General features: G+C 33.1%; 14 protein-coding genes. 13 read left to right on the forward strand and 1 reads right to left on the reverse strand.

Annotation, left to right across the window (positions count from 1 at the left end; genetic code table 11):
• Positions 1 to 32 precede the first annotated feature (32 nt).
• The 13 genes from HMPREF1140_RS11565 (at position 33) to glpK (ending at position 14,307) form a co-directional block, all read left to right on the forward strand.
• Positions 33 to 497, forward strand: a complete 465-nt coding sequence (locus HMPREF1140_RS11565; RefSeq protein WP_009662113.1) for a hypothetical protein — start codon at positions 33 to 35, stop codon at positions 495 to 497.
• 369 nt (positions 498 to 866) lie between these two features.
• Complete coding sequence (locus tag HMPREF1140_RS13445) at positions 867 to 1,616, forward strand: hypothetical protein (RefSeq protein ID WP_009664038.1); 750 nt, start codon at positions 867 to 869, stop codon at positions 1,614 to 1,616.
• Positions 1,617 to 1,805: 189 nt separating this feature from the next.
• Positions 1,806 to 5,012, forward strand: a complete 3,207-nt coding sequence (locus tag HMPREF1140_RS11575) for an RHS repeat domain-containing protein (protein ID WP_009664037.1) — start codon at positions 1,806 to 1,808, stop codon at positions 5,010 to 5,012.
• A complete protein-coding gene (locus HMPREF1140_RS11580) occupies positions 5,012 to 5,584 on the forward strand; it encodes a DUF5104 domain-containing protein (protein ID WP_009664039.1) in 573 nt (190 codons plus the stop codon). Before HMPREF1140_RS11575 ends, HMPREF1140_RS11580 begins: the two co-directional genes overlap by 1 nt.
• Positions 5,585 to 5,618: 34 nt before the next feature.
• Positions 5,619 to 5,912 (forward strand): hypothetical protein, encoded by a 294-nt coding sequence (locus HMPREF1140_RS11585; RefSeq protein ID WP_009664036.1) that lies wholly within the window; start codon positions 5,619 to 5,621, stop codon positions 5,910 to 5,912.
• 7 nt (positions 5,913 to 5,919) lie between these two features.
• Positions 5,920 to 6,501 carry a DUF5104 domain-containing protein gene (locus HMPREF1140_RS11590; RefSeq protein ID WP_009664042.1) on the forward strand — a complete coding sequence of 194 codons (582 nt, stop codon included), beginning with the start codon at positions 5,920 to 5,922 and terminating at the stop codon, positions 6,499 to 6,501.
• Positions 6,502 to 6,800: 299 nt separating this feature from the next.
• On the forward strand, positions 6,801 to 7,373 hold the full coding sequence (locus HMPREF1140_RS11595; protein ID WP_009664032.1) for a DUF5104 domain-containing protein: 573 nt from the start codon (positions 6,801 to 6,803) through the stop codon (positions 7,371 to 7,373).
• A 95-nt stretch (positions 7,374 to 7,468) separates the two neighbouring features.
• A complete protein-coding gene (locus HMPREF1140_RS11600; RefSeq protein ID WP_009664035.1) occupies positions 7,469 to 7,927 on the forward strand; it encodes a hypothetical protein in 459 nt (152 codons plus the stop codon).
• A 24-nt stretch (positions 7,928 to 7,951) separates the two neighbouring features.
• Complete coding sequence (locus tag HMPREF1140_RS11605) at positions 7,952 to 9,349, forward strand: hypothetical protein (RefSeq protein WP_009664044.1); 1,398 nt, start codon at positions 7,952 to 7,954, stop codon at positions 9,347 to 9,349.
• 60 nt (positions 9,350 to 9,409) lie between these two features.
• Positions 9,410 to 10,765, forward strand: coding sequence for a hypothetical protein (locus HMPREF1140_RS11610; RefSeq protein ID WP_009664040.1), 1,356 nt, complete (start codon positions 9,410 to 9,412; stop codon positions 10,763 to 10,765).
• Positions 10,766 to 10,953: 188 nt separating this feature from the next.
• Complete coding sequence (locus HMPREF1140_RS11615; protein ID WP_009664033.1) at positions 10,954 to 11,412, forward strand: hypothetical protein; 459 nt, start codon at positions 10,954 to 10,956, stop codon at positions 11,410 to 11,412.
• A gap of 24 nt (positions 11,413 to 11,436) precedes the next feature.
• Complete coding sequence (locus tag HMPREF1140_RS11620; protein ID WP_035620551.1) at positions 11,437 to 12,798, forward strand: hypothetical protein; 1,362 nt, start codon at positions 11,437 to 11,439, stop codon at positions 12,796 to 12,798.
• A gap of 12 nt (positions 12,799 to 12,810) precedes the next feature.
• A complete protein-coding gene (gene glpK, locus HMPREF1140_RS11625) occupies positions 12,811 to 14,307 on the forward strand; it encodes a glycerol kinase GlpK (protein ID WP_009664034.1) in 1,497 nt (498 codons plus the stop codon).
• Between the two features lie 49 nt (positions 14,308 to 14,356).
• On the opposite strand, the gene HMPREF1140_RS11630 is transcribed toward glpK, so the two are convergent.
• Positions 14,357 to 14,635, reverse strand: coding sequence for a chorismate mutase (locus HMPREF1140_RS11630; RefSeq protein WP_009664041.1), 279 nt, complete (start codon positions 14,633 to 14,635; stop codon positions 14,357 to 14,359).
• Positions 14,636 to 14,782: the final 147 nt, after the last annotated feature.

Raw genomic sequence — 14,782 nt, forward strand, 5'->3', positions numbered from 1 at the left:
TAAGTTTGAAATATTTGCCGGAGGTATGGGATATGATGAAAAAGAGAAGAATACAAATTGTTATTGTTGTGATGTCGGTAATTTGTATATACATTATGAACCAAATAGCCTTTTTTAAAGACAGAGAGTTTGAAAGGGCGGTAAGAGATACTTTAATAGCATATAGGGTGTCAATGGTAGATAGAAGAGAAAAGGCATTAGATGGAATAATTTGGAAAAAAGACCTTGAGAGGGTTCAGTTTGTATCAATAAACTTTAGAGAATATAAAGTAAAAAACATTGTAGATATAAAGTATTTTAAGAACACTAAAACTGTATGGTTTAGCTATATAAGTGCGTATGATGGAGATAAAAGCATTTATGAAGATGAGCATGCGCTTGATAATATATATATAATTAAAAAATTAAGATATTTAGAGAATTTACATTTATATCATTTGGAGATAAATGAAGATATTGAAGATATGTTTCCCAATGTAAATGTATCTATTGAGTAAACTATTTATAGATATGCTAGTATCTGTATTTTTGAATACAAGGATGATGATTAAGTTAATAAATTTTGCACTATAAAGTTTTGAACAAAAAATATAACTATATATAAAACGAGTAGTATAATACAATTGTTCTTAAAAAAAGAACAAGGAGGACACTCCTATGGCAGGACAGATTAGTATTACGCCGGAACAGATGCAACTCAAGCACTTTATGAAGAGATTGCAAGTAAGTTTAAGTAGGAGTTAGTTTTGTAGCCCATGTATTTATGTTATCTATAAGATATTATTTAGTTTATTAAGATAAATGAAGACATTGAAGCTATGTTTCCTGATGCAGAAGTTTTTATCGAGTAGAGGTTAAAAAATCAAATGGTGAAAAAAAGAAGACTAAGTCAAAATGAAGAAGCAATAAGAGGTATTCTGATAATAATAGCATTTATAGTGGGACTGGTATTCCTTAGAGATATACTGGCAAAAAGGGGAGTGAGGATTTTGATGCTGACAAGGCAAGATTATATGAATGCAGCAGAATATTATATGCAGAAAAAATATGGAGAGAAGTTTGAAGGTGAGTATATAGTTGATAATAGTATATATGTACATCCAAAGGCAAAACCTGAGTGGCACGCAGTAGTAGAGATTGAAAATGACGGAATAATGACATCTTTTCATGATAATTATGTAGGATATCTAAAGAAAGAAGAACTTGAGAAGTATATATATGAGCTGGTAAAGCCTATATATGGTGAGTGTAAAGTGTATACACAGCCATATGATTTTCCAAACGATGATGGTATTGGAAAAAATACAGATATATTTACTTATACAAAAAAAGCTAATTATGTGATTCGTATATTTGTAAGTAGTAACATAGGAGAGAAGGATAAAGATTTTGATAGTATATGTAATATTTTAGTAAATGATAAGATATATTGCAGTAGGTTGGTTGTGACCTATATTAGTAAAGAAGATTTAAATGCTTTGAACGAGATAGATGTAGATAAATTATTTTATACAAAAAAATTTTATATGAGGTTGACGGCAGTATACAATAGGAGGGTTAAAGAATTTGATGGTGAGGTATATGAAGTAGAAGGGGAGTATGATTATGGAAAATAATATCAGTTTTATAAGTATAATGAGCTTGGAGATATAACAGAGGTAACAAATTCTTTTGGAGAGAAGAGAACCTATAAGTATACAGCAAATAGACAGGTATCAAAATTAAAGGATTTTGACGGGAAAACCTATGAAGTAGAGTACAATAATATAAATTTACCGGTAAAGTTAAAAGATAAAAACGGAAATATGACAGAGTACGTATATGATAATATCAGAAGAATATCTCAGATAAAGCGAGCTGACGGAGTGGAAAAATTTGAATATGACAAAAGGGGCAATATGACTAAAATGATTGCTCCTGACGGAAGTATGAAGAGCTTTTCCTATGATGACAATAGAAATATTGTCAGTGTTACTTACCCAACAGGTCTAAGCGAGAATTACAAATATGATAAGTTAAATAGGTGTATCAGTAAGGAATTTTCTGACGGAGTGAAGTCTGATTTTGTTTATGACGGAGACAGACTGATTGAGATAGTACTGCCAAGTGGAAGTATCAGATATGAATATGATGAATATGGAAGAGTGTTAAAGCAAACCTTGGATGAGAATATCAGTGAAAGCTTTGTATATGATTCTATGAACAGGGTATTGGAGTATACTGATATATTTGGCAATGTATCAGGCTATGAATATAATCAGAACGGCAGAGTAAAAGCGGTTAATTTAAGTGATGATGTAAAATACATATATACTTATGATAAGCTTGGAAGACCTACAGAAGAAAGCCGACTGGTGGGCGATGCGGAAAATAAAATCTATTATTATTATGACGACTTAGGAAGAGTATCCGGAATAAGGACTGATACCGGTAGAGAAAATACTTATAGCTATGATAGTGAAGGGAATATAACATCTATTAGAGACAGTATCGGAAATACAAACTATTTTAAATACGGTGTAGGAAATATACTTGAAAAAGTGGTTGACAGTGACGGTCTGGTAAGTGAGTACAGTTATGATAAAATGTACAATCTTGTAGGAATAAGACAGTACAAAAAAGATAATGAAAATGACTGTATGACAAGAAGCTATCATAGAAACAATATGGGCAGAATATTTAAAATAGAAAATGCCGATAGTACTTATAAAACTATGGATTACAACAGTCTTGGACAAGTGGTGAAAAATATTGATGAAGACGGTTTTAAAACAGAGCTGAAGTACAATGAAGCCGGACTTTTAACTTCGATGAAATGTTCTGACGGAAATAATGTAAACTATGAGTATGATAGCAACAGATTTTTGAAAGCTGTATCAGGAAGCTTCGGAACTATGAGCTTTGAAAGAGATAAGAAAGGCTTGGTGAAAAAGGCTTTAACTACAGAGGGACACAGTATAGCTTACGGATATGATAAGTTTGGAAGAACTGTGGCGATAGTATATCCTGATGGTAAGAAGGTAGGCTATAACTATGATAAAAAAGGTAGGCTTATAGAAACAGTTTCAGGAAATGAACATATAAGGCTGACTTATAACAGCTTGGGTAGAATTGAATCAAGAGAGTATAGCGACGGAAGCAAAACATGCTATGAGTACAATGATATCGGAAGTCCGACAAAAATAACGCATATCAGTGATGAAAAAATCAATATGGAATATACTTATACATATGATTTGGTGGGAAATAAGACAGGTATAAGTATAAATAAGAACGGAAGTGTAAAGGATTACAATTATTCTTATGATGAGGTAGGAAGAATCACAAAAGTTGTATTGGACGGTAAAATGCTAAGGGAATACAGCTATGATATCTTCGGAAACAGAACCGCTAAAGTAGAATATGCTGAAGATGAAGTGATTACTACAAACTATATCTATAAGGGGGGAAAACTCGCAGAAGAGCTTATATCTAAGAATAACATTTTGATTCAAAAAAGGTATGAGTATGATAAGAGAGGAAATCTTATCAAGAAGTTTTCATGTGGTGAGCTTGAAGCAGAGTACAAATACAACGGATTGGGACAACTTATAAGTGTCATATCCGGTAAAAACAGTGTAAACTATGAATATGACGGACTTGGTCACAGAATAGGTAAGACAGAGACTGACGGAAATGAGTCACATACTACAAGCTATGTAATTGATATCAGAAAAAAGACTGATAATATACTATGGCAAAACAGTGATGGAAATGAGAGAAGTTTTGTATGGGATATTCAACTGATATCAGAGGTGGAGGATGATAACAGCACCAATATCATATGTGATGAGCTTGGAAGTGTAATACTTGAAGGGGGTGAGCTTTTTGAGTACTCAGAGTTCGGAGAAGTGCTTGGAAGCAAACCAAAGAACTTTGGATTTGCCGGTCTCATGGTAGATGATATAAGCGGAAACTATCTTTCAGCTACAAGAATGTACGATGAAAATATGGGAAGATTTCTTGGAAAGGATAAAATCAAGGGAGATCTAAGATATGGATTTACCCAAAACGAGTATACATACTGCTATAATTCACCATTGATATTTGTTGACAGTACAGGAGAATCACCGGAAGCAAATGCACTTACCTATAAAGATTTTGAGGGATTTGTACTAGATTATATGGAATCTACTATATCACCGGGATACTATGGCTTGAAGAACTTAGCTATTGAGGTATTTTGGGGTATATTTAATTCAGCATCATTAGGAGGAGTAGATGTAGTTATGAATGCCGGTCGAGAATTTGCAATTAATAATATTCCTGATAGTATAGGAACACCTATGGTAGCAATACTGCATACAGCAATAAGAACACTTAGATACATCACAGAATATACAGGATTAAGTGATTTGATAAATGAACTTACAGTAAGTGGTATAAGAAGTGATAGAGAACTTAACAAATTTAATTTTTATAAAGATAATAATGGTATTATTCATACAATGAGTGAATGTTGGCAAATGTGGTGGGGCTATAATCCAATGTACGATTTTTTCTTTAATTCATTTACATCTATGAATAGAGCAAAGTTTCAATTTGGTTCAGGTGAATCAAAATTTACACTTTGGATGTGGAAGGGAGATTATTTTCATTTTGGTGCAGGTAGTGAGATAGGGATATATAAAGGTAATGATTGGCATGTGGATTGTTATAAACAAAGTCATTTGAAGATGTACATGAACCTGACTCTTAAAGATGGAACATTAGTATCGGATTGGGATGCATATGATCAGTATCAGTGGTGGATCACAGGGTTTAATCCTGATAAAAGATTCCAAGATGTAAAGGCTGAAGATTTAGTAATGGTAGGTATGGTTGACTTTGATGAGGAAAGGGTTATGTGGAAGGAATTCGTACATACAGCAGAATTTGATGATCAAAACGAAGATAAGATAAATGATAATTGGTGTCTTGATTTTGTGCATCGCAATGCCGTAATGAAATGGGAAGGAGGTAATAGGAATTAATGAGAATTAAAATTATTATATTCTGTTTAATAGCATGTCTGCTTACAGGATGTACCTGGGTAGTTAAAGTTGCAAGGTATATACATGACTCTGATAAATTAGATAACTACATATATGATGAGGGTACAGTGGTAAATAAGTATATAGAAAAAATAGTAGAAGCATTTAATACGAATGATAGAGAACTCTTAGCGAGTTTGTTTCCTGAGCATGCAAGGAGTAAGATAGATAATTTTGATGAACAGATAGATAGAATTATCAGAGAAAATGAAACATGGCCGTCTTCCATAATAAGGTATAAGCTTAATGAAGATAACAATTATCAAACAAGTGCTGATAGGGGTAAAATCTATAAAGAGGTATATGCTAATACCACTATAGAGTTTGCAGATCCTAAGGAGGGAGAAGTACATAGACCAAGCTTAAAGATTGCTATGGTAATAGTACCTGTAGATGATTTTCACGAAAATAATGTTGGAATTTCTATATTTGCTATAGATTATGGGGATTTTAGTACAGATGGCGTAGATAAAGAGAATGATGGTTATGATATTTATGCATTTGGTCATTAAGAATAAGAATAAGAATAGGAAGAAGGTCTAGTAAATGGAAATTAAATCAAATAGTAGTGGTATGAAAGAAGTGGTAGATAATTATGATATTCTGAATAATAGACTAAAATTGGTTAGAGAAGATTTAGTAAATATTATTACAGATATTGATGACTACTGGACTGGAAGAAGTGGAGATAGCTTTAAATATATTTGTTGGTATTTCAAGATATTATTAGACACAGGATGTAGTGAGTTGTATAAACATAGGGGTGAAATTAATGATGCAAAAGAGGCTATGGATTACAATGACTGTAGTCTTTCAAAGCAGATACAAAGTAAGGAGTAGTTAAAGTATGAAAAAAATTTTAACTATTATAATAATATCAGTAATTGTGTTATCTGCCGGTTTAATTGCTAAAAATATAGTAAGCGATTTTAAGAGTGAGGTTACCAAAAATGATAATCAACCACCTGAGGAAAAAGAATATAAAGACAAAGTGATTGCTGCGTTGGATAATCAAAATGCTGATGAACTGAAAGCACTGTTTTCAAAGAATGCGAGAGAGAGCATAGAGGATATGGACTTTAAAATCGCATTACTGCTTAAGAGGTATAAGGGAAAGTCAAAGAGTGTAAAGTATGACAGAAATTTTCCCGTAGTTACAGAAGACAAAGAAAAGGGAATAAAAAGGATTGAGACTTATTATGTTGTAAAGACAGATGGTGGTAATATAGATTTTATGTACCTTCAGGTTGTTGCCAAGGATGATGAGGATCCTGATGAGATAGGTATCAGCTCTATGATGTATTCACCTGAGATTTGGCAGATTACCATGGATGACAGCAACAGAGGATATTATCTTTGGGTAGATAATCCGTTTTGGGCTGACTTTGTCCATCCGGATGATGTTATGACCACAGAAAGTGAAAAGTAATACTATTGTTTAGAGCCCCTATGTGAAAAGGCATGGGGGTTCATTTAATATAAAAATAATATAGCAAGTAATATTCGATACCTGATTTTAATAAAAATATTGAAATATGGCTAAAATATTTATAGAATAAACATATAATAACAACTGAAATGTACGTGATTTTAAACAGGAGAATTAAATGTGAACTTGAGAAGAGTACAGTTATATCATCTAAAGATAAATAGTGATGTAAAAGCGGCATGCAAAAATGCAAGAGTATTTATAGACAGGTTTTAGTATTGAGGAGGTAATAGGAATTAATGAGAATTAAAATTATTATATTTTGTTTAATAGTATGTTTGCTTACAGGATGTACATCGGTAGTTAAAGTTGCAAGGTATATACATGACTCTGATAAATTAGATAACTACATATATGATGAGGCTACAGTGGTAAATAAGTATATAGAAAAGATAGTCGAAGCATTTAATACTAATGATAGAGAACTATTAGCGAGTTTATTTCCTGAGCATGCAAGGAGTAAGATAGATAATTTTGATGAACAGATAGATAGAATTATTAGAGAAAATGAAACATGGCCGTCTTCCATAATAAGGTATAAGCTTAATGAAGATAATAATTATCAATCAAGAGCTGATAGGGGTAAAATCTATAAAGAGGTATATGCTAATACCACTATAGAGTTTGCAGACCCTAAGGAGGGAGAAGTACATAGACCAAGCTTAATGATTGCTATGGTAATAGTACCTGTAGATGATTTTCACGAAAATAATGTTGGAATTTCTATACTTGCAATGGGTTATGAAGGTTTTAATAAGGAAAATGTGGATAAAGAAAAAGATGGGTATGATATATATGCATTTGGACGATGATTATAATCTTTCAATAAGTAAAAGTATAGAGTCCTCTTAATACACAAACAATATGGTAAGGCTCTAAAGAAGTTTAACGGAAAGGAAATATGGAAATGAATTATATATTATCATTTTACTTGGGAATATTTACAATAATATGTATGATTGTGGTGAGCAGAATAGCTTTTTTTAAGGATGCGGAGTTTCTTAGAGCGGTAAGAGATACTATGGGGAAAAACCGCATGTCTCTGGCACATAAAAGAGAGAAGCCTATCAAAGGTATCATTTTGAAAAAGGATTTAAAGAAGATGAACTTCTTATCAATCAATTTTAAGGACTATCATGTTAAGGATGTAAGTGACATTGAATATTTCAAGAATGTTGAGACAATTATCTTGACATATATGGGCGATAATGAGGAAGATATCGGCATGTATAATGAGGAACATGTCCTTGATAATCTAAATAAAGTAAGGGATTTTAATAAGCTTAGAAGGGTACAGTTGTATCATCTGAACGCAGATAAGAGTGTGAAGAACGAATGCCCGAGAGCAATAGTGTTTATAGACTAGTTTTTACGGTAAGGAGAGACATAGATGAAATTAGAGTATAAAAAGCGGATATATTGGTTGCTTAGGTTTATACTTATTATATGCGTAATCAATGTACTGACCGGATTCTATGAGTTTTGTACTTCAAGCAAAAATGCAAATGCAAACCAAATCATATGGAAAGGCGAGAGATATAATAAGACCGAGACCGGATATCACAGTATAGATGAGCTTAAGTATTTGGTGGATATACCTACAGATTGTGATATAAAAGATATTTGGGCGGTGGCAAGTTATTATGCAAAGGATGACAGTGAGTGTGACACAAGACTGAAGGAACTTAAGAATATATATGATGAAGGGGGAGAAAAGGCTATCGTAGAGGATATCATGTCTAAAGATGTAGGAGATGATAAAAAGACGATGATGGAGTACCTGATAGTTGACGGTTGCCTAATAAGAAGTATTGGAAACGACACGCAACTGCTTAATAATGTCCTTGAACACTGCTATGACAGAGACTATGGATTCCTTGGATACAAAAGATATATTGATATCGGAAATAAGCTCTATAAAAAGAACAGGAAGCTTGAAAGAATCATTGAAGCATTTGAAACTTTAAGCAAGTATACAATTGATCGTGCAATTGTGATGCCCAAATCAGAAGATGGGGATGAAAGTGCGACTGAAACGGTATACTATCATCGTATGATACAACTATTCCAGACATTCTCAAGTTTATCATATTTTGACGATAATCTTTTAGCGGCAAAATCATATCCGGGAAAGGACAATAAGAAATATATTGTTAGGGCATCTATAAAAGAAAATTATGATATTGTATTATCCTACAAAAAATACAGATCATTTATAGATCTTGGACATATCAGTATATACGGAAGATATAAGAATCTGAATATGATAATAAAGCGTGTATCAATTAGAGATTTGGATGATTTTGATATTACAAATTATATATCATTAAAAAGTCCTGCAACTTATATGGTGGAGGATAAATTAATTGATTTAAAAATTATATCTAAAATTTTTAGACTTTGTGTTACTTATGTGATTGTATATGATTCGGATATACATACGCTTGAGGGGTTAAGCTACGGATTTTATCCGGTACTTCCGGTGTATAGTTACTTTGATATATACAATGTAGTTGTATCTCCTGACAGTCACTATATAGATACAATAGAAGCCATAAAAAATTTCAATACAAATTTTTCAAAAGGTGGTTATTTGGAAGAGTTTGCAAATGATGTTGGCTACGATGGAAATAATCAACTGACATTGGAAAATTTCGGTGAGAAGATAGACGAACTTTGCAATATGGAAGAGAAAATTTATAGATTTTTGTATATAGGATATAATATCGGTATAGATAATATTGTAAATGATTTTACCGGAAGAGAACCGTTGCATAAGAAAGATTAAAAGGGAATGTCCGAGAGCAATAGTGTTTATAAACCGGTTTTACAGTTAGGAGAGACATAGATGAAATTAGAGTATAAAAAGCGGATATATTGGTTGCTTAGGTTTATACTGATTGTATGCGTAGTCAATGTGCTGACCGGTATGTATGAAGTATTTACTTCCAACTATAATGTGATAGCGAATCAAATAATATGGAGAGGTGCAAGATACAATTGGGATGGAAATATATACCGCAATATAGACGAGCTTGAAAACTTATCAGAACTTCCAAAAGAGTGTGATATAAGGGATATTTGGGCGGTAGCAAGTTATTATGCAAAGGATGACGCCGAGTGTGAGTCAAGGCTTAGGGAACTTGAAAATATATATGATGATCAAGGTGAAAAGCAAGTCATAGAAAATATTCTTGAGCATGATTTAGGCGATGATAAGAAAACAAGAATGGAATATCTTATAGTGGCAGGAATCCTGACAAAAGATTTAGATAAAGGCACAGAATTATTGAATACTGCATTAAACTATTGTTTTGATAGGGACCTTGGAGTGCTCGGTTATAAAAGATACATTGATATTGGAGATAAGCTGTACAGAAAAAATGAAAAAGTAGAAGAGATAATTAAAGCATTTGAAATTTTAAGTAAATATACGGTTGATTATATGTCGAGTGCAGAAAAGATATTGGATAAAGACCGGAGAGATACATATATAAGGCACTATTTCAGCATGATACAGCTGTTTCAAACATTTTCAGGTATAGAATACTTTGATAATAATCTTATATCGGAAAAATCATATGGAGGGGATAATAAGAAGTATATTATAAGAGCGGTTAAAAGTGATAGTACTGATATTTCGTTGTATTATAGAATGTATAAACCATTTATAAAGTTGGGGAAATTAGAGATATATGGTAGGTATAAAAATTTAGACATGCGGGTATATGGTTTAATGATTGGAAGCCTGAATGATCGTGATGTAACAGATTATATTTCGCTGAAATATTTGTCAACGCTGACATTTATTAGAAGACTTAATCATTTAGAAGCTACTTCTGATATTTTCGAACTTTGTGCTGCATATACACTTGTATATGATACAGATATACATTTGATAGAAGGAACAGCTTATGCTATTTACCCAACATATAAAATATTTGATTACCATGGTTATAAAGATATGGTTGATACAAAAGACGCTATAAGAAATTTCAACGCAAATTTTTCAAAAGGCGGATATTTTGGTGAGTTTGCAAATGAAGTGGGATATGATGAAAACAATCCTATTACTGAAGAAAATTTCGGTGAAAGATTGGTTGAAATATTTGATATGCGATACAGATGTTATGAAGTTTTAGGTGAAGAATATGGTTATGATATTGACTGTATTACATTAGACTTGAGTGGGAAGAACCGTTAAAAAGAAAAGAGTAAAGTAGAGACAGATGGTGGAGGCATGGATTTTATGTACCTTCAAGTTGTTGCCTAGGATGATGGAGATCCTGATGATGTTATGACCACAGAAAGTGAAAAGTAATACTATTTATAAAATAAACATATAATAACAACTGAAATGTACGTGATTTTAAACAGGAGGAAGAATTAAATATGAGCTACACAATAACATTTTATTTAGGCATATTTATAATTATTCTAATATTTTTAATGGAGAGAATAGCATTTTTTAAGGACGAAGAATTTTTGAGGGCTGTGAGAGAGACTATGGGTAAAGATCGTATATCTTTGGCAAAAAGACGAGAAAAGCCAATAAAGGGTATTATCCGGAAGAGTTCTTTGAGGAAAATGAAATTTCTGTCTATAAATTTTAAAGACTATCATGTGAAAGATATTACTGATTTGGGATATTTTAAGAATGTTGAAACTATAATACTAACATATATGGGTGATGATGAGGAGGATATAGGCACATATGAAGAAGAGAATGTACTTGATAATTTGCATTTTGTGAAAAATTTTAAGAACTTGAGAAGAGTACAGTTATATCATCTAAAGATAAATTGTGATGTAAAATCTGTATGCCCAAATGCAAAAGTATTTATAGACTAGTTTTAGCATTAAGGAGGGATTTGCGTGAAGTTAAAGTACAGAAATAGAATATATATTGCCTTAATATTGATACTTGTTGTATGTATAATCAACGTATTGACAGGCATGTACGAACTAACGTCTTCAGACTATAATGTGACAGCGAATCAAATAATATGGAACGGAGCAAGATATAACAGGGATGAAAATGAATATAAAAGAATAGATAATCTTGAAAATATAGTAGAAATTCCAAAAGATTGCGATGTAAAAGATATATGGGCAGTGGCAAGTTATTATGCAAAGGATGATGTCGAGTGTGATGCGAGATTAAAAGAACTTGAAAAAATATATGATACCGAGGGGAAGAAGGCTACTGTAGAAAATATTTTATCCCAAGAATTAGGCAACAATAAAAAGACTGTTATGGAGTATCTGATAGTAGACGGCATTTTGATATCAAGCTTAAGAGAGGATGAGAAACTGCTGAATACTGTGATTGAATACTGCTTTGACCGTGACTATGGATTTTTTGGGTATAAGAGATATATCGATATCGGAAATAAGCTGTACAGAAAAAATGAAAAGTTGGAAGAGATTATTAAGGCGTTTGAAATTTTAAGCAAATATACGATAGACCGTGCAATTGCGATTCCTGAACCAAAAGATGAGGATGAAGGTGCGGTAGAAACGGGATATTATCATGGTATGATACAACTGTTTCAGACATTTTCGAGTATGTCATATTTTGCTGATGATCTTTTATTGGAAAGGTCGTATCCGCACGGCGATAATCGGAAATATATTGTCAGGGCAACTATAAAAGAAGATTATGATATTGTCTTATCATACAAGAAGTATAAATCATTCATAAATCTTGGAAATATCAGTATATATGGTAAATATAAAAATTTGAATATGATTGTGCAATATACGGGTTTCGGTTATTTGGATTATCGAGATATTGAAGAGAATATAGCGTTTAGAAGTATTGCAATTAGAAAAGTATATGATAAGTTATTCGAAATAGATATTATGTCAGATCATTTTGGATTGCGTAGTACTTATGTGCTTATATATGATACGGATATGAATACAATAGAGGGGTTCAGCTATGGTATTTATCCGGGATTTATTCTTTTTAATGAAACTAATATAGACACTCCTGAGGCTATAAGAAATTTCAACACAAATTTTTCAAAAGGCGGTTATTTTGGTGAGTTTTCAAATGAACTGGAATATGATGAGAATAATCCACTTACTTTAGAAAACTTTGGTGAGAGAATGGATGAAATATGGGATATGAATAAGAAAACTTTAGAAGTATTGGGAAAAGACTACAATATCAGTATGGAAATGATTGTAATGGACTTGAGTGGAGAAGAACCGTTAAAAAGAAAAGAGTAAAGGGAGAAGATTATGGCTGAGTATATTATGGCCTTTGATGCAGGCACTACAAGCAGCAGATGTATCATATTCAATCGAAAAGGTGAGATATGTGAGGTGGCACAAAAGGAGCTGACACAGCATTATCCAAAAGCCGGTTGGGTAGAGCACAATGCTGATGCTATATGGTCTACACAGATTAGTGTAGCTGTGGAAGCTATGGCAAGGCTTGGAATAAGTGCCTTGGATATTGCAGGTATAGGTATCACAAATCAAAGAGAAACTACTGTAGTTTGGGATAAGGAAACAGGTATTCCTGTGTATAGAGCAATAGTTTGGCAATGCAGAAGGACTGCAGATTATTGTAATGAGTTAAAGAACAGCGGATATTCCGATATGATTCGTGATAAAACAGGTCTGATGATTGATGCATACTTTTCAGGAACAAAGATAAAGTGGATACTTGACAATGTGGAAGGTGCAAGGAAAAAGGCAAAAGAAGGCAAATTGCTATTCGGTACGGTAGATACCTGGCTTATTTGGAAGCTTACAAACGGGAAAGTACATGTGACTGATTATTCAAATGCTTCAAGAACCATGCTTTTTAATATACATACCTTGGAATGGGATGAGGAGATACTTGATCTGCTTGATATTCCAAAGTCAATGCTGCCACAGGTGAAGGAGTCTTCATGTATTTACGGTGAGTCGGATTCATCATTTTTTGGACAAAGTATTCCTATTGCCGGTGTGGCAGGAGATCAGCAGGCGGCACTCTTTGGACAGACCTGTTTTGAGATGGGGGAGGCAAAGAGTACCTATGGCACAGGTTGCTTTCTGCTTATGAATACAGGTGAAAAGCCTGTCAAATCCGATAACGGGCTGGTAACGACTATTGCCTGGGGACTTGGCGGAAAGGTGAACTACGCCCTTGAGGGTTCCGTATTTGTAGCGGGAGCTTCGATACAGTGGCTTAGGGATGAAATGCGTCTGATAGATTCATCCGAAGATTCAGAATATATGGCAATGAAGGTTGAAGATACAAACGGTTGCTATGTTGTTCCGGCTTTTACAGGACTTGGTGCACCTTATTGGGATCAATATGCCAGAGGTACTATTGTCGGTATTACCAGAGGTGTTAATAAATATCATATAATCAGGGCTACATTGGAGTCTATGGCTTATCAGGTGAGAGATGTACTTGATGTGATGGAGAAGGATTCGGGTATAGTTTTAAGTTTATTGAATGTGGACGGTGGTGCAAGTACCAATGACTTTTTGATGCAGACTCAAGCGGATTTTTGTAATGTACGTGTGGAGCGACCGAAATGTGTGGAGACCACAGCGCTTGGTGTTGCATATCTGGCAGGACTTGCTGTCGGATTTTGGAACAATATAGAGGATATAAAGGGTAGCAGGAGTATTGACAGAGTATTTACACCTAATCTTTGTGAAGAAGTCAGAAAAGAGAAGATAAGGATGTGGAAAAAGGCTGTGAAGTATGCCTTTGGCTGGGCAAAGGAAGATTAGAAAAAAGGCATTGATTTTAAAACAGGTCAATGCCTTTAAATATTTAAGTTTATTGCTTTTCTGAGATCAATTTTTGCTGGAATTTTTTGCTGATTTCCATGATGTCTTTAATAAAGTCGATGGCGCTGTCTGTATAGTCATTATTTTTTACGATGGCTTTTACTTTTGATATTACGATATCCTCTCTATTTTGATTTAGAATGGGAAGATTATTCTTTATTTTGTATTCTGCAATATCATTTACTACATTCATTCTCTCTTCAAAGAGTGCTATAAGTTCTTTGTCTATTGTATCAATTCTTTCACGCAGATTTTCTAATTCGTTCATAAGTACTCCTCATAATTATTTGTGGGCAAAACCTTGCAACGATTTTATCATAATATTATATTAGTGCAAAAGTAAAGACTATATTTGTTTTTGCAGATAAAATAATTGTCGGATTTTTAATTTGACAAAATAGAAAAAATAAATATA

The organism is Lachnoanaerobaculum sp. ICM7 (assembly GCF_000287675.1).
Lineage (GTDB): Bacteria > Bacillota > Clostridia > Lachnospirales > Lachnospiraceae > Lachnoanaerobaculum.